This window comes from Rhodococcus sp. NPDC057014, assembly GCF_042673295.1.
Classification (GTDB): domain Bacteria; phylum Actinomycetota; class Actinomycetes; order Mycobacteriales; family Mycobacteriaceae; genus Rhodococcus_F.
Genome location: NZ_JBHUSF010000197.1, coordinates 1 through 16,586 on the forward strand (window position 1 = coordinate 1; position 16,586 = coordinate 16,586).

Consider the following 16,586-nt stretch of genomic DNA (forward strand, 5'->3'; position numbering starts at 1 on the left):
CCGGCACTGCCCCGAAGACCTACACGGACGTCGGCACGACGACCAGCGCCCAGACCAACATCGGAGCCGACAGCACGATCAGGCCGCAGTAGGCGAGCATCTTGCGCTGGAACCGCGCCTTGTCCTCGACCTGTGCGTTGGCGAGCACCATCACGCCGTTCGTCGAGAACGGGCTGACGTCGACCACCGTCGCGGAGAACGCCAGGGCGGCGACGAATCCCACGGCGCCCACCTCTCCCATCGCGAGCATCGGCGCGGCGAGGGGCAACGCGATGCCGAGCGTGCCGATCGACGATCCGAACGCGGAGATGATCGCGACCGCGTAACAGAGGATCAATGTGGTCAGCAACGGCGATCCGAGAGCCGACGCCGCGTCACCGAGGAAGTCGAGCGTGCCGTTCTGCGTCATGACCGCCATGTAGGTGAGCATCCCGCACACGAGCACCACGGCGGGCCATGCCACGTTGTCGACGACCTTGGGGTGCGACTTGGGCGCCATCAACAGCAGGACCGCGCTGACGCAGATCGAGCTGACGCCGACGTCGATTCCGAACGCGACCGACCCGACGACGAGGAACCCGATGCCCGCGAGTGTCGCGAGCCGGTACCTGTTCATCTTCACCGGCTTCATGCCCTCGTGATTCAGCGCTTCCTCGATGACCTCGCGATCGGTGAGCGTCGCGGTGTTCCCGCCCGGACCGCCGGCGGGGGCGCCACCACCGGACGGCCGGCGCGAGGAACCGCCGAATCCGCCGCCGTCGGATGCCTCCTCGACCGGGCGCGGAGTGCGGTGCCCGATCAGGTCGAGGCCGTAGATCAGGAACAGCACGATCGCGATGGCCAGGTTCAGGACGAACGGCAGAGCGAACAGGACCAGCGGGTTCGCCCCCACGCCGGTGGAGTCCATCAGTCCGTTGATGAACGCGCCGTAGAGGTTGATGGGCGAGAACGCGCAGGCCAGGGCGCCGTGGCTGATGACCATGCCCATGAGGAACGGATTGATCCTGTTCTTGGCCGCTAGGGGCATCGCGATGGGGGCGAGCATCCCGACCGCGAGCACGGACCCGAGTGCCATCAGCAGCCCGGACAGCAGGAACATCATCCACAGAATCGCCCACCGCCTGCCGCGCACGAGGCGCAGCGAGGCCTCGATGACGAGGTCGATGGTCCCGTTCGCCTTCGCGATGGCGAACAACAGCGTGATACCGCCGACGATGATGAACGTGCTGCCGGGGAAGGCATCGATGATGTCCTCGACCGGGATCCCGGACACCCAGCCGCCGATGACGAATGCTCCGGCGAACGCGAGGATGCCCATGTTGATCGGGGTGAGTGTCGCCACGGTGAAGATCGCGATCAGAGCGACGATGGAGAGTGCGTAGACCATGATCGGCCTTTCGGGGTGAGTTCGCAGTTCACACTGCGGAGAGGGGCCGAGCTTGTGCCAGAGCAAGTTTCACGGTGTCGACGGCGAGGTCGAGGGCCTGCTGATCGATGCCCGTGTCGATGTCGTGCGCGTGGAGGTGCGCTACCAGTTCCTCGGTGGCGAGATTGCCGTGGGCGCCCGGGGCGAACGGGCAGCCGCCGTACCCTCCGATGGCGCTGTCGAAGTGCGTGATGCCGAGTTGCCGGTGCGCGGCGATCACGGTACCGAGGGCCTGCCCGTGCGCGTTGTGGAGGTGCAGGCTCAGTTCGATGTCGGGGAGGGCGTCGCGGACCGCCCCGACCGACGCGAGCACCTGCTCGGTGGTGGCCGTTCCCAGGGTGTCGGCCAGCCCGAGCCTGCGCACACCCATCGCGGCCATCGCGCGCGCCACCCGCACCAGCGCGGCGGGGGCGATGATGCCCTCGAACGGGCAGACGAACGCGGTCGACACACCTCCGAGGAAACTCCGGTCCGGGTACTTCTGCAATGCCTCGGCGAGTCCGGTCAGCGCCTCGTCCGGATTCCTGCCCGTGTTCGCCGTGCTGTGCCCGGCGCTGGCGGACGTCACGACCTGGATCTCGTCGATGCCGGTCGCGGCGGCGCGCTGCACTCCGCGCGGGTTGAGCGCGAGGGCGCTGTAGGTGACCGACGGATCGGTGCGGGGCAGCCGGGCGATGACGTCGTCGGCGTCCGCCATCTGCGGGACCCGCGTGGGCGAGACGAACGATGCCGCCTCGATGTGCGTCACGCCTGCGGCGACGAGTGCGTCCGCGACGGCGATCTTGTGGTCGGTGGAGACGACCGCGTCCTCGTCCTGCAGTCCGTCCCGCAGTACGACATCCGTTATGGTGACTGTCATTTCACTTCTCCGATTCAGACGATGTCGCGGGCGCGGTAGTCGGCGAGCTGATCGCCGGACAGGTTCAGCAATCCGCCGAGGATCTCGTCGGTGTGCTCACCCAGCTCGGGTCCTGCCCAGCGGATCTGGGTGGGTTCGCCGTCGAGCTGCGGGACGACCCCGGGGAACCGGACCTCTTCGGGCTCGCCGTCGACGGTGACCTTCAGGCTCTGCAGCATGCCGCGGGCGTTGTAGTGCTCGTCGTCCGCGATCTGGACGGCGTCGTACACCTCGCCGACGGGCACGCCGGCGGCGCCGAGTTCGGCGACCACGTCGCGCGGACGCCGCTGCGACGTCCACGAGGAGATCGCGTCGTCGAGTTCGGCTTCGCGACGGAATCGCTGATCACCGTCGGCCAGTTCGGGATCGTCGGCGAGATCGCCCCGCCCGACCGCCTGCATCAACCGGCCGAACACACCGCTCGAGTTGCCGGCGATCATGACCGAGCCGCCGTCGCACGGATAGACACCGCTCGGCACCACGCCGGGCAGGTTGCCCGCGGTCCGTTCGCGGACCATGCCGTACGCGTCGTAATCGGGAACGAGGGACTCCATCGCCATGAACACCGACTCGTACAGGGCCACGTCCGCCACCCGCGGGGTCGAATGATCGCCCTGTCTCGCCTTGGCCAGCAACATCATCAGGGCACCGATCGCGCCGTGCAGCCCCGCGAGGGTGTCGGCGATGGGGGCGGCCGCCCGAACGGATTGACGGTCCGGGTAGCCGGTGACGTGCCGCAGCCCGCCGAAGGCCTCGGCGACACCGCCGAATCCGGTGCGCTCCCGGTACGGGCCGGTCTGCCCGTAGCCGGAGATCCGCACGAGGACGATGTCGGGGTTGGCGGCCGTCAACTGGTCGGGGCCGATTCCCCACCGCTCGAGCGTTCCGGGCCGGAAGTTCTCGATGACGACATCCGACTTGCGGGCGAGGTCGAGGATGATCGCGCGGCCCTCGTCCGTCCGGAGGTCGAGCGTGACGGACCGCTTGTTGCGGGCGATGGTGCGGAACATCATCGACGTCGCGCCGCGACGGCGGCGCCAGCCCCGCAGTTCGTCGCCGACGCCCGGCCGTTCGATCTTGACGACCTCGGCGCCGAAGTCGGCGAAGATGCGGCTCGCGATGGGGGCCGCGATGAAGTTGCCGAGTTCCAGCACACGGATGCCGTGCAGTGGGCCGTTCTCTGGGACCTGCATGTGAGAGTTCTCCCTCGTCGATCTGTACCGGATGCCGACGGGAGCCCTACCTGCGCATTCTCATTATTTGGCAGTTGGCTTCCCGTCTGATAAGAATTACGGTAGTGGTAGCAGTCACAATTGGCAATGCCCGGAGTCCGCGCCACACGACAATGGACGACGGAACGCCGCGAGATGCAGCACGAATCCGCTGCTCGACAGGAGGAGAACACGGTGAGAGAACCACACGTCGTTGCGATCAACGGACGTTCGCCACGCGCGGAGAAGACCGCGTGGGTCGCGCCCACCGCGGCGGTGATCGGCGCCGCGACCCTCGGCGCGGAGGCCAGCGTCTGGTACGGCGCCGTATTGCGGGCCGATTGCGATTCCATCACCCTCGGCGAGGGCAGCAACATCCAGGACGGAGTGGCCGTTCACGTCGACCCGGGTTTCCCCGTCGTCGTCGGCCGGGACGTCAGCGTGGGGCACAACGCCGTGCTGCACGGCTGCACCGTGGAGGACGGCGCCCTCGTGGGCATGGGCGCCACCGTCCTCAACGGCGCGGTGATCGGCGAGAAGTCGCTGATCGCGGCCGGCGCGCTGGTCCTCGAAGGAACCCGGATTCCGCCGCGCTCACTCGTCGCCGGTGTGCCCGCGAAGGTCCGCCGGGAACTGACCGACGACGAGGTGGCCCACAACGCCGGCAACGCGGCGGTCTACCGCCAACTGGCGCAGCAACATCGGTCGGCCGACGTCACCACGTTCGACATCGCCTGACCGAGTCAGTCGCCGGGAACGGACGTCTCGATCTGCCGCGCGGCAGCGACGACTGCGCGGCCCATCCGGGAACCCAGGTTCTCCCCCATGCGCCCCTCAGGGCCCGACACGCACACGGCGGCCACGATCTCGCCGTGCCTGCGAACCGGTGCGCTGATGGAGGCGGAGCCCGGTGTCCGTTCCGAAATCGACACCCACCACCCCGATTTCACCGCCTCGGGGTCGGCCTCCCAGTCTCCGGACAGCACGTGCCCACTCGACCCCTGCGGAAGCGGCACGAGTGTCCCGACGGGCAGCGCGACCCGCAGTTCGTGCTGGGAGTCGACGCTGGCCGTGCACAGCCGCGACTCGCCCCGCCGCACCCACAACTGAGCGGATTCGCCTGTCTTCTCCGCCAATTCGCGCAGCGCCGGGATGGCGAGGTCGCTCAGCGCCGTCGTGACGAACCGCTGCCCGAGGTAGAAACGGCCTTCCTGATCCTTCCGGAGGAGGCCGTGCCTGACCATGTCCGTGGCCAGCCGGTACGTGGTCGACAGGGACAGGTCCAGCTCGCGGGCGAGGTCGCTCGCACCCATCGGGCTCGCCTCCACGACGTCGAGGATCGCCACCGCGCGTGCGAGCACTCCGACGCCGATCTCACTCCGCGCAACCATCTCAGTCCATTTCTATTGCCCCATTGAAGTATTCAGATTGTATAGGAAAGCGGGGGCGGGGCCGCTCTCATCCGTCGATGCGGCTAGCTGTCCGGGTCCCGGTTGACGACCGGGCCGGCGGCCGGTTACCTCTGTGCCAGGCATTCGCCACTCCTCCGGTGCGCAGTCGCACTCACCTTCTCCGTATCCGAAAACCGTTGCAAGGAAAGGCACCATCATGACGATCGAGCAGACTCTCACCGACAAGGAACGCCTGGCAGGTCTCGACCTCGGCCAGCTCGAGCAACTGGTCGGGCTCGTCGAATACGACGGGACCCGCGACCCGTTCCCGGTCAGCGGCTGGGACGCCGTCGTCTGGGTGGTCGGCAACGCCACCCAGACCGCCCACTACTTCCAATCCGCGTTCGGGATGACCCTCGTCGCCTACTCCGGACCGACCACCGGCAACCGCGACCACCACAGCTTCGTCCTCGAATCCGGCGCCGTCCGCTTCGTGATCAACGGCGCCGTCGACCCACAGAGCCCGCTGATCGAGCACCACCGCACCCACGGCGACGGCGTCGTCGACATCGCCCTCGCCGTCCCCGACGTCGACAAGTGCATCGCCCACGCCCGCACCCAGGGCGCCACCGTCCTCGACGAGCCCCACGACGTCACCGACGAGCACGGCACCGTCCGGATCGCCGCGATCGCCACCTACGGCGACACCCGCCACACCCTCGTCGACCGCAGCAACTACACCGGCCCCTACCTGCCCGGCTACCAGCCGCGCACCTCCACCCACACCAAACGCGACGGTGCCCCCAAGCGCCTGTTCCAGGCCCTCGACCACGTCGTCGGCAACGTCGAACTCGGCAGGATGGACCACTGGGTCGACTTCTACAACCGGGTCATGGGCTTCACGAACATGGCCGAATTCGTCGGCGAGGACATCGCCACCGACTACTCCGCCCTGATGAGCAAGGTCGTCTCCAACGGCAACCACCGGGTGAAGTTCCCCCTCAACGAACCCGCCATCGCGAAGAAACGCTCGCAGATCGACGAGTACCTCGACTTCTACGGCGGTCCCGGCGCCCAGCACCTGGCCCTGGCCACCAACGACATCCTCACCGCGGTGGACCAGCTCACCGCCGAGGGTGTGGAGTTCCTGGCCACCCCCGACTCCTACTACGAGGATCCCGAACTGCGGGCCCGGATCGGCAACGTCCGCGCCCCGATCGAGGAACTGCAGAAACGCGGCATCCTCGTCGACCGCGACGAGGACGGCTACCTGCTGCAGATCTTCACCAAACCCCTCGTCGACCGGCCCACCGTGTTCTTCGAACTCATCGAACGCCACGGCTCCCTCGGCTTCGGCATCGGCAACTTCAAAGCCCTCTTCGAGGCCATCGAACGCGAACAAGCCGCCCGCGGAAACTTCTGAGCGAGAGCCGATGAGCGGGTGCGGCGACTTTCCCGCGGGATCGGTGCCGTCGCGAATACGATGACGCCATGAGCCCTACCGAGGCAGTGGTGGCCGGGGCCGGGCCGACCGGTCTCACGCTCGCTCTGGAACTGGCGCGGCGTGGCGTCGAAGTGCGGATCCTCGACAAGTCGCCCGAGCCGTTCCCGGGTTCGCGCGGAAAGGGATTGACCGCGCGCAGCCAGGAAGTGATGGACGATCTCGGTATCGTCGACGAGATCGTGGAGGCCGGGTTCCGGCACCTCCCCAACCGGGTCGCGGTGCGCGGCCGGGTGGTGGGCGACAGCGACCCCCACGCAGACCTGAGCCCCACACCCGACCGCCCCTACGAGAGCGGGTTGATGATCCCGCAGTGGCGGACCGAGCAGATCCTGCGAGAGCGTCTCTCCGAGTTCGGTATCGACGTGGAGCGCGGCGTCGAGGTGGTGGGTTTCGAGCAGACCACCGACAAGGTGACCGTCCGGCTCGCCGGCGGCGGGACCGTCATCGCGCGCTACCTCGTCGGGTGCGACGGCGGACGCAGCACGGTCCGCAAGGCCCTCGGGGTGTCGTTCGAGGGGACGGGCGGCATCGAAGGCATGCTCCTCGGCGACGCATCCGTCGACGGCCTGACCCCTGATCACTGGTACCAGTGGTCGCACCCCGAGAAGGGATTCGTCGCGCTGTGCCCGTTCCGCGGAATCAACTCCTGGCAGTTCCAGGGAGTGCCGTTCGCGGACTTCGACGAGGACGGGAACCTGCCCGAACCGTCGCTCGAGTACTTCCAGCGAGTGCTCGACGACATCGCCTGCGACCCCGGCGTGCGACTGTCCGCACCGACATGGCTGTCCACCTGGCGTGTGAACGTGCGCATGGTGGACCGCTTCCGGGACGGCCGGGTGTTCCTCGCCGGCGACGCCGCGCACATTCATCCGCCCGCCGGTGGGCTCGGGATGAACACCGGGATCCAGGACGCCTACAACCTCGGCTGGAAACTCGCGCTCGTCCTCGCCGGGTCCGCGGATCCGTCGCTCCTCGACACGTATCAGGAGGAGCGGTTGCCGCTCGCCCGCTGGACGCTCGGGGTGAGCAGCGCGGGGTTGCAGAAGGTGACCGACAACCTCGGACGCGAGGACTCGTCGGGGTTCGCCGGCGCGGCGACCGAGGACGGCCAGCAACTCGGTCTGGGCTACCCGTGGAGTTCGCTGTCCCGGGACGGGGACGTGACGACGGGCGTCCGCGCCGGCGACCGCGCACCCGACGCGCCGTGCCTGAGCCCGGACGGCAGCCCGCTGCGACTGTTCGACGTCTTCCGCGGGACGCACTTCACGGTGCTCGGGTTCGACGGCGGGCCCCGGCACGCCCTGCAGACCCTGGCCGAAGACGCGCCCGACGACGTGAAATACGTGGTGGTGGGAGACTCCCGCGGCCCCGGCGTGGACGTCGTCGACGACCGCGGTTTCGCGCGTAGCGCCTACGGGGCACACGGTGGCACGCTGGTGGTGGTGCGCCCCGACGGTTACGTCGCGCTCACCGCCCCGGCCACCGCGACCGACGACGTCATCGACTACCTCGGCTGCCTGGTGGGGAGATCGTGACGAAAGGCTGAACGATGCGTCACAAGGACGAGGAACTCGACTACGACGAGGCCGACCTCGAGGTCGGGCACCCGAAGGACCATGCGGCCGGGCCGACCGCTGTCGCGGTGTCGATGAAACGCGCGCTCGAGCAGATGGGTGTGGTCCGCACGGCCGAGACGTTGCTGCGGCTGAACCAGGCCGAGGGCTTCGACTGCATGAGTTGTGCGTGGCCCGACCCCGACCCGGGTCACCGCCACGCCGCCGAGTTCTGCGAGAACGGCGCCAAGGCGGTGGCGGAGGAGGCGACGCGGGTCCGGGCGACCCCCGAATTCTTCGCCCGCCACAGTATCGCCGAACTCGACTGCCACAGCGAGCACTGGCTGGGGCAGCAGGGCCGGATCACGCATCCGATGGTGAAGCGGCCCGGCGGAACCCACTACGAGCCCATCGAATGGGACGAGGCCTTCGCGCTGATCGGTGAGCAGTTGAACGCCCTGGACAGCCCGGACGAGGCGATCTTCTACACGTCCGGCCGGGCATCCAACGAGGCCGCGTTCGCGTACCAGCTGTTCGTCCGCGCGTTCGGGACCAACAATCTGCCCGACTGTTCCAACATGTGCCACGAATCGACCAGCATCGCGCTGCAGGAGTCGATCGGCATCGGCAAGGCCAGCGTCACGATGGACGACGTATATCAGGCGAAACTGATTGTCCTGCAGGGTCAGAACCCGGGTACGAACCATCCGCGGATGCTGTCGGCGCTGGAGAAGGCCAAGCAGAACGGCGCGAAGATCCTGTCGATCAACCCGCTGCGCGAGGCGGGGCTCGTCAACTTCAAGAATCCGCAGACGCCCCGCGGCATGGTGGGTCCCGGCACCGACCTGTCCGACCTGCATCTGCCCATCGCGCTGAACGGCGACCTCGCGCTGCTCCAGGCGTTCGGCTCACTGCTCGTCGAATGGGACGCCCTCGACCACGACTTCATCGACCGGTACACGATCGGATTCGAGCTGTGGAAGCAGCAGGTCACCGACATCGACTGGGGCGTCGTCACCCGGACGACCGGGCTGTCGCGGGAACAGATCACCGACGCGGCCCGGATGCTGCGGGATTCCGACGCCACCGTGTTCTGCTGGGCGATGGGGCTCACCCAGCACCACAACGCGGTGGCGACCATCAAGGAAGTCGCGAATCTCGCTTTCGCGCAGGGCAACATCGGAAGGCCCGGCGCCGGGCTGCTGCCGGTGCGCGGACACTCGAACGTGCAGGGTGACCGCACGATGGGGATCTGGGAGCGTCCGCCGCGGCATTTCCTGGACGCGCTCGCGAAGGAGTTCGACTTCGACCCGCCCCGCGAGAACGGCTACGACACCGTCGATTCGATCCGGGCCATGCGTGACGGCAAGGCTCATTTCTTTCTCGGACTGGGCGGCAACTTCGTCCAGGCCGCCCCGGACACCGACGTCACCGCCGCCGCCCTGCGCAACACCCGGATGACGGTGCACGTCTCGACGAAGATCAACCGGTCGCATCTCGTGTGCGGTGACACGGCCCTGATCCTGCCGACGCGGGGACGCACCGAGCAGGACGTCCAGGCCGGTGGGCCGCAGTTCATTTCCGTCGAGGACTCGGTGTGCTCGGTCCACGCCTCCCGGGGACCGCTGAAACCCGCGAGCCCCCATCTCGATTCGGAGGTGGGTATCGTCACGCGCATCGCCGAGGCGACCATCGGCGACCGCTACGGCATCGAGTGGAAGAAGATGCGGGACGACTATGCGAACATCCGCCTGCACATCTCGCGGGTGGTGCCCGGATGCGAAGGGTACGAGGTGAACGTCCGCAAGCCGGGCGGGTTCGTCCTGCCGCACCCGCCGCGCGACTCCCGGACGTTCCCCACCCACTCGGGGCGCGCCGAATTCGCGGTGTCCCCGATCGACGTGCTGCAGGTGCCCCCGCGGCACGTGATCCTGCAGACCATCCGCAGCCACGACCAATTCAACACCACGATCTACGGGCTCAGCGATCGGTACCGCGGCATCGAGGGCGGGCGCCGCGTGATCTTCCTGCACCGCGACGACATCGCGGCCCTCGGCTTCGACGACGGCGACATGGTCGACCTCTTCACCCACTGGGACGGCGACGACCGCGTCCGCTGCGCCCACGACTTCCGGATCGTCGAGTACGACACGCCCCGGGGGTCGGCTGCCGCCTACTATCCGGAGACCAATCCGCTGGTGCCGCTCGATTCCACGGCGACCGGCAGCAACTGTCCCACGTCGAAGTCCGTCGTCGTCTCGCTGGAACACGCGGGCAAGTACAGCGCCGAATGCCCACCTGGTGCGACCCAGGACGCGGTCGGATCGGACCAGGTCCACAAGTCGCACCCCCAACCGAAGCACCTCTCCTGACGTGAGCGGCAAAGTGTGCCCCGGTACGCTTTCCCACTCACCTGCGCAGGTGAGTGGGAAAGCGTGCCCGGGTACGCCTTGCCACTCACGTGCGGGGGAGGCTCAGCCCCTGTCCCGGTCACGGAGGTAGGCGGCCAACGGTTCGTGGCGTTGTATGCGTGACAGGGCGATTCGCCGTGCCACCACCCACATCAGCGCGGAAATGACGACGGCGAGGACGACGCACAGCGCGAAGTCCGCGGTGCCGATCCGCGAGTGCACGTCATCCGGACGGACGAGATTCCACAGCACGACCGGGACGACGGCGATCGCCGCCGAGAACGCGGGGAACACCCCGTACGGCACCACCAGCAGGATCAGCCACCGGACGACGACGGTGCGCCACCGGGCACGTTGTTCCCACCGCCACCGCAGCGACCGCTGGTGGTACGGAAAATAGACCCCGACCAGACTCGACCCGGCGAGCGCACCGAACGGGCACAGCGCTACCGCGACCACCACCACCGCGGTGAACAGCCAGTCCTGCTCGGCGAAGCCCACGACGATCGCGATGGTTGCGCAGATCGGGGCGATCAGCATCCACAGCGCCACCGCCTTGGCGCCGAGCATCGCACCCAGCGCGTCCCGATCGTCGAGTGCGGCGAGAACCCGCTCACTGTCCGGCGCCAGCACGTTGGTGGCGGTGACGTCGGCGTACATCCAGCCGGCCAGGGCGAGCGCGAAACCCGACGGCCCCGTCCACTCGAACAACCAGCTCCGGGGCAGCAGGAACCAGGCCCCGATCATCAGGACGGCATTGAACGCAACGGTCGTCAGGGTGTCTGCCGGGTTGCGCCAGATTCTGATCCACTCCGCGCGAAGAGCGGCCATGACATTCAGCGTAAGGCGTCGGGAGGGCCGTCGGAGCCGTGTCGGCAGGATCCCGGACGAACGGGACGCCGGTCCCTTCCGCCTGGGACACCGAGTCGGCGACAGTGGTCCGATCCGAGAGAGAGGCCTGTCGTGACCATCGACGACGAGGAGGCAACCCGGTCCGCGACGCTGATGGACACCCTCCCCGACCGGCACCGGACCGTGCTGCGACTCCGGCTCGCGCACCGACTCCCGGCCGTCGAAGTGGCGCGCATCCTCGAGACGAACGTCGAGGCCGTCCTCCTCCTCCAGCACGCGGCGCTCAACCTCCTCCGGCGGCAACTCGCGGCGGGGGCGAGGTGGGACGTCGCCGATCGGGCCGGCGAGGTCTAACCCGGTGGCCCGCTGTCGAGTTCCCGGGCGAGGGTGTGCAGCCGGACCGCGAGTTGCAGCGGCAATGCGTTGTCGGGTTGTTGCCAATCGTCGCCGATCAGGGCCGCGATCCGGTCCAGGCGTTTGACCAGGGTATTCATGTGCACGTGCAGCGCCTTGGAGGCGCGGGTGAGGTTGGCGGAGTTGTCGAAGTATGCCGCGAGGGTGATCACCAGGTCGGTGTTGCGGCGGCGGTCGTAGTCGAGGACGGCGCCGAGGGTGTCGGTGATGAACACCCGCAGATCGTCGCCGCGATCCGGATCGAAAACAGTTGCGTAGACGCCGAGATGTGTTGTCGAGGTTGCCTTGTCGTTCACACCGATGTTGCGGAGAATCTTGCTGCAGCGGGCGGCGAGGGTGAACGGACGCCGCAGGTTCTCCGCGGTTGCCGCAACGGGGGCGGCGCACACCAGGATCGGGGCGCGCACGAGTGCACGCAGACGCCGATGGATGGCGGCGGCCACGGTGTCGCGGTCGTCGGCGCGCAGCAGCATCGTCGGAGTACCGAGGTGGATGCCGGCCAGCGCGGACCATTCGTCGGCCACCCCGTGCAGGCGTCGGGTCAGGTCCGCGGGACGCAGCGACGGGCAGTCGAGGACGAGGAGGGTGTCGAAGTCGCCGATGCCCAGATGCCGAGACTCGGCACGGGCCGCAAGTTCGGCGCTGTAGGGCCGCGGTGAGGTAATCACCTCGGTGAGCAGTTCGCCGCGCACCCGATCCTCGGCTTCGACGACGGCGTTCTGTTTGAGGGTCATCAGCGCCAGGATCTGGGACGCCCGCTCGAGGGTGCGGGCCTCGGCCTCGGCCGGGGTGTCGGTGTGGGAGAGCACCACCGCCCCGAGGTAGCTGTCGCCGGCGAGAATCGCGACGAGGCTGTGGCACTGACCTGCACTGTCGGCGACGGTCACACATCGACCACTACGCCGGCTCTCGGCCAACGACGTCTGTAGCCCGTCTGCGGGGGAGTCGGCCTCGCCGCGCACATTCGCGGTTGTCACGAGCAGGTGTTCATCGCGGTCGTAGATCGCGACTCGCCCATCGAGCACGGTGACCAGCAGATCGGCGATCTCCCGGGCCCCGCCGCCGGTGAGCACCACCTGGGTCAGGGCCTCGTGCACCTGCCCGGACCGTTCGATCGTCGAGTAGGCCTGCCGCAGATCCGCCAACGCCTGGCGGCTCTCCTGGTAGAGGCGGGCGTTCTGTAGCGCGACCGCGGCGTGGTCGGCGAAGGCGCTCAACAGGGCCACCTCGTCGATGTGGAAACGGCGCTCTATACGGTCCGCGGCGAAGAGGATGCCGAACACTCGCCCGCTGTCGCACAACGGAACCCCCAGCAGCGCGACGATGCCCTCGTCGACCAGCATCCGGTCGAAGTCCGGGTCGTGCACCAGCGTGGTGTCGGTGAGGTAGTTGCCGACCCAGAAGGCCGCCTGCGTCTGCACGACTCGCCCGCCCACACCGGTGTCGGCGGGCACGTGCGCTGACCGGAAGGCGGGGGAGAGCGACCCTTCGACGGCGCGCAACGTCAGTTCCGAGTGGGGGTCAAAGACGGACAGGTATGTGACGTCCGTGCCCATCAGCTCGTGCGCATGCCGCACGATCGACGCCAGCACCGTGTCGACCTCCCCGAGCGCGGTGAGTGACCGCGCCGTGGCGTAGAGGCTGCTCAGTTCACGTTCGCGGCGTCGGCGGCGATCCGCCGGTTCTGCGGTCTCGGGGTCGGTGGAGTCCACACCGGGCACCGTACTCTCGGGTGGCGAATCTTCATACCTCAGTGGTGATCAGGTATGAGAGTTTCACATCGACTGACGCTGTGGGTGGAGCTAGCGTGATCCGTGACATCAGACGCGATGCGATGCGGCGAAGGCCGGTCGTGCCTGCGCCGCACTCAGAGAAGCGGAGACCGCCATGACCCCGTCGGGAATCTACGATCGCCCTGGCACTGTCGGCGAACTGAACGTCCTGGTCATCGGCGCAGGTCTGATGGGCCATTCGATCGCCGGAGTCTTCGCCGCTGCCGGCGCCGCGGTGACGGTCCACGACGCCGACACGACCGTGCTGGCGCAGGTTCCGGGCCGCATCCGCGACCAACTCGATACCCTGGGCCGCGACCGTGCGGCGGTCGAGCGGGTCCGGCTCGCCGAGACCCTCGAAGCCGCCGCCACCGACGCCCACCTGGTGGTCGAAGCGGTGCCGGAAATTCTCGGTCTCAAGCAGAAACTCTTCGGCGAGCTGAGCGTGCTGCTTCCGCACGCGGTGCTCGCGACCAACACCTCCGTGTTCACGATCGGCGACGTCGCCCGCGACGCCGTCGATCCGCAGCGTGTCGTCGGCGCCCACTGGTGGAATCCCCCGCATCTCGTTCCCCTCGTCGAGGTCGTCCAGGGCGAGAGCACCGCAACCGGCACCGTCGACTGGATGCTGTCGATCCTGGCCGGCGCCGGGAAGGTGCCTGTGCACGTGCGCAAGGACATCCCCGGATTCATCGGCAACCGCCTCCAACACGCCATGTGGCGAGAGGCGATCTCCCTCGTCGAGTCCGGCGTGTGCGACGCCGAAACCGTGGATCTGGTGGTCTGCAACAGTTTCGGGCTGCGCCTGCCGGTGATGGGGCCGATCGAGAACGCCGACTACGTCGGCCTCGACCTCGCCGCTGCCGTTCACAACTACCTGTTCCCCAGCCTCGACAACGACGACCATGTCTCACCGCTGCTGACCAGGCTCATCGACGCGGGCCGTCTCGGTGCCAAGACCGGAGCCGGACTGCTTGCCTGGGACCGCGACAAGCGGGCCGCTGCGACCGCGCGCCTCGAACAGCATCTCGTCGACGCCACCCGCGACACCACCCCCTGAAATATCGCAGGCACCGACCGGCCCGGGGTGACCGCCACCGGACCGGGGAGACCGCCCTGCCCGATCCGAAAGGCGACCAGTACTTATGGTCCACTCTGCACCGGAATCCGTTAGCCCCGAGCCGATCTGGACACCTGATCCCGATCGCGCCGGACTGTCCACCCTCGCCTCCTTCACCGATTACGTTCGTGGGCAGTACCGCACAGGCATCGACGACAACCTCGACTACACCGCACTGTGGCAGTGGTCCACCGACCGGATCGACCAGTTCTGGGAGGCGGTCTGGACGTTCTTCGGCGTCGACTCCGCGACCCCGTACGACTCGGTGCTGACCGCCGAGACGATGCCGGGCGTGCAGTGGTTTCCCGGCGCCACCGTCAATTACGCCGAACACCTGCTGAGCAACGAGCTGCGCGAGCAGAATGCGTTGGTCTGCCTCCGGGAGGACGGGCGGACGGAGACGGTCAGCTGGGATCAGCTGCGCCGTCGTGTCGGCGCACTCGCGGCCACCCTGCGCGCGGTCGGCGTCGGGCGCGGCGACCGCGTCGTCGGCTACCTGCCGCCCGACCAGCACGCCGTCATCGGCCTGCTCGCCGCCGCCGCACTCGGCGCGATCTGGTCCCAGTGTGCCCAGGACTTCGCCGCTGGTGCGGTCATCGACCGGTTCGGCCAACTCGAACCCACGGTGCTCATCGCCGCCGACGGCTACTCTTACAACGGTCGCTGCTACGACCGGCGGTCGGAGGTGGACAAGGTCCGCGCGGGACTGCCCACCCTGACCCACACCATCGTCGTCGACCACCACACGGCCGGGGCCTTCGCCGACCTCACCGCCGACCATGCAGTGCTGTTCTGGAACGACGCCGTCAGTGCAGAGGCGCCCCTGCAATTCGACAAGGTCCCGTTTGATCATCCGCTGTGGGTGCTGTTCTCGTCCGGCACCACCGGACTGCCCAAGGGCATCGTGCACGGGCACGGCGGAATCCTGCTCGCCCTGCTCTCCCTGACCGGCCTGCACATGGATCTGCGCGAGGGCGACACACTGCTCTGGTACACCAGCACGAACTGGATGATGTGGAACGTCGTCGTCTCTTCGCTGCTGACCGGGGCAACGGCCGTCATCTTCGACGGCAGCCCGACCTACCCGGACACCACCACGCTCTGGCGCATCGCAGACGAGCAGAAGGTGACCTTCCTCGGCACCAGTCCCGGTCACCTGCAGGCCTGCGCCGACGCCGGTATCACCCCCGCTGAGCAATTCGATCTGAGCGTTCTGCGGATCGTCGGCTCGACCGGGTCTCCGCTGCCGCCGAGCGGCTACCACTGGGTGCACGACAACGTCGGCGCCCATATCCAGCTGTCCTCGCCGACGGGCGGCACCGACGTGGTCACCGCCTTCGCGTGCAGTGCCCCGACCATCCCGGTCCGGCCGGGTGAGATCAGCGCACGAGGCCTCGGAATGGCTCTGCAGGCATGGGACAGCAGTGGCAACGAAATCGTCGGTGGTGTCGGGGAACTCGTCATCACCAAGCCGATCCCGTCGATGCCGGTGTTCTTCTGGAACGATGCCACGGGCGACCGGTACCGGGATGCGTACTTCTCCACCTTCCCCGGAGTGTGGCGCCACGGCGACTGGGTCACCGTCACCGACGAGGGCAGCGTGGTCATGCACGGGCGCTCGGATTCGACGCTCAACCGGCACGGCGTCCGGCTGGGCAGCGCAGAAATTTACCAGGCCGTCGAAAAGCTGCCCCAGATCGAGGATTCCCTGATCGTCGGAGTCGACGAGCCGGACGGCGGCTACTGGATGCCGCTGTTCGTCGTCCTGGCGCCGGGTTCCGAACTGAACGCCGAACTGCGCGAGCGCATCAATGCGGGCATCCGGTCGCAGGCCTCCCCTCGGCACGTCCCCGACGAGATCATCGAAGTTCGTTCCCTGCCACACACCCGCACCGGCAAGAAGATCGAGGTCCCGATCAAGCGAATCCTCCAGGGCGCAGACCGGGAGGCCGTGCTGAGCGTCGACGCACTCGACGACCCGGCCTCCGTCGGCCAGTTCGTCACGCTCGGCGAGGCCCGTCGCGCCGAGCGGAC

At 68.1% G+C, this 16,586-nt stretch carries 13 protein-coding genes; 7 read left to right on the forward strand and 6 right to left on the reverse strand.

The window, feature by feature from the left end:
• Positions 1 to 19: 19 nt before the first annotated feature.
• The 3 genes from ACFTZB_RS29620 to ACFTZB_RS29630 are packed head-to-tail and all read right to left on the reverse strand — an operon-like array spanning position 20 to position 3,517.
• On the reverse strand, positions 20 to 1,387 hold the full coding sequence (locus ACFTZB_RS29620; protein WP_378436803.1) for an SLC13 family permease: 1,368 nt from the start codon (positions 1,385 to 1,387) through the stop codon (positions 20 to 22).
• A 28-nt stretch (positions 1,388 to 1,415) separates the two neighbouring features.
• Positions 1,416 to 2,285 carry a hydroxymethylglutaryl-CoA lyase gene (locus ACFTZB_RS29625; protein WP_378436806.1) on the reverse strand — a complete coding sequence of 290 codons (870 nt, stop codon included), beginning with the start codon at positions 2,283 to 2,285 and terminating at the stop codon, positions 1,416 to 1,418.
• Between the two features lie 14 nt (positions 2,286 to 2,299).
• Positions 2,300 to 3,517: a CaiB/BaiF CoA transferase family protein gene (locus ACFTZB_RS29630; protein ID WP_378436808.1), complete on the reverse strand. Its 1,218-nt coding sequence runs from the start codon at positions 3,515 to 3,517 to the stop codon at positions 2,300 to 2,302.
• 213 nt (positions 3,518 to 3,730) lie between these two features.
• Between ACFTZB_RS29630 and ACFTZB_RS29635 the strand changes: the two genes are divergently transcribed.
• Positions 3,731 to 4,273 (forward strand): gamma carbonic anhydrase family protein, encoded by a 543-nt coding sequence (locus tag ACFTZB_RS29635; protein ID WP_378436810.1) that lies wholly within the window; start codon positions 3,731 to 3,733, stop codon positions 4,271 to 4,273.
• A 5-nt stretch (positions 4,274 to 4,278) separates the two neighbouring features.
• Here the strand turns inward: ACFTZB_RS29635 and ACFTZB_RS29640 are convergent, their stop codons facing one another.
• Positions 4,279 to 4,926, reverse strand: coding sequence for an IclR family transcriptional regulator (locus ACFTZB_RS29640; RefSeq protein ID WP_378436813.1), 648 nt, complete (start codon positions 4,924 to 4,926; stop codon positions 4,279 to 4,281).
• Between the two features lie 217 nt (positions 4,927 to 5,143).
• Between ACFTZB_RS29640 and hppD the strand changes: the two genes are divergently transcribed.
• The 3 genes from hppD to ACFTZB_RS29655 all read left to right on the forward strand — a co-directional run bounded on the left by hppD (position 5,144) and on the right by ACFTZB_RS29655 (position 10,355).
• Positions 5,144 to 6,349, forward strand: a complete 1,206-nt coding sequence (hppD, locus tag ACFTZB_RS29645) for a 4-hydroxyphenylpyruvate dioxygenase (RefSeq protein ID WP_378436815.1) — start codon at positions 5,144 to 5,146, stop codon at positions 6,347 to 6,349.
• A 68-nt stretch (positions 6,350 to 6,417) separates the two neighbouring features.
• The gene (locus ACFTZB_RS29650) at positions 6,418 to 7,965 is read left to right on the forward strand and encodes an FAD-dependent oxidoreductase (protein WP_378436817.1); all 1,548 of its coding nucleotides are present in this window, start codon (positions 6,418 to 6,420) and stop codon (positions 7,963 to 7,965) included.
• 14 nt (positions 7,966 to 7,979) lie between these two features.
• A complete protein-coding gene (locus tag ACFTZB_RS29655; protein WP_378436819.1) occupies positions 7,980 to 10,355 on the forward strand; it encodes an FdhF/YdeP family oxidoreductase in 2,376 nt (791 codons plus the stop codon).
• Between the two features lie 102 nt (positions 10,356 to 10,457).
• Here ACFTZB_RS29655 and ACFTZB_RS29660 read toward each other — a convergent pair whose 3' ends face one another.
• Positions 10,458 to 11,225, reverse strand: a complete 768-nt coding sequence (locus ACFTZB_RS29660) for a hypothetical protein (RefSeq protein WP_378436822.1) — start codon at positions 11,223 to 11,225, stop codon at positions 10,458 to 10,460.
• 132 nt (positions 11,226 to 11,357) lie between these two features.
• Here ACFTZB_RS29660 and ACFTZB_RS29665 point away from each other — a divergent pair, with 132 nt between their 5' ends.
• A complete protein-coding gene (locus ACFTZB_RS29665) occupies positions 11,358 to 11,600 on the forward strand; it encodes a sigma factor-like helix-turn-helix DNA-binding protein (protein ID WP_378436824.1) in 243 nt (80 codons plus the stop codon).
• Here the strand turns inward: ACFTZB_RS29665 and ACFTZB_RS29670 are convergent.
• Positions 11,597 to 13,372, reverse strand: coding sequence for a helix-turn-helix domain-containing protein (locus tag ACFTZB_RS29670; RefSeq protein ID WP_378436826.1), 1,776 nt, complete (start codon positions 13,370 to 13,372; stop codon positions 11,597 to 11,599). The two genes, ACFTZB_RS29665 and ACFTZB_RS29670, sit on opposite strands and share 4 nt — an antisense overlap.
• A gap of 175 nt (positions 13,373 to 13,547) precedes the next feature.
• Here ACFTZB_RS29670 and ACFTZB_RS29675 point away from each other — a divergent pair, with 175 nt between their 5' ends.
• Together ACFTZB_RS29675 and ACFTZB_RS29680 are read left to right on the forward strand one after the other, a co-directional pair.
• Positions 13,548 to 14,492: a 3-hydroxyacyl-CoA dehydrogenase family protein gene (locus tag ACFTZB_RS29675; RefSeq protein WP_378436828.1), complete on the forward strand. Its 945-nt coding sequence runs from the start codon at positions 13,548 to 13,550 to the stop codon at positions 14,490 to 14,492.
• A gap of 85 nt (positions 14,493 to 14,577) precedes the next feature.
• Positions 14,578 to 16,586 (forward strand): acetoacetate--CoA ligase (locus tag ACFTZB_RS29680; RefSeq protein ID WP_378436830.1); only part of this gene is annotated, 2,009 nt, incomplete at its 3' end.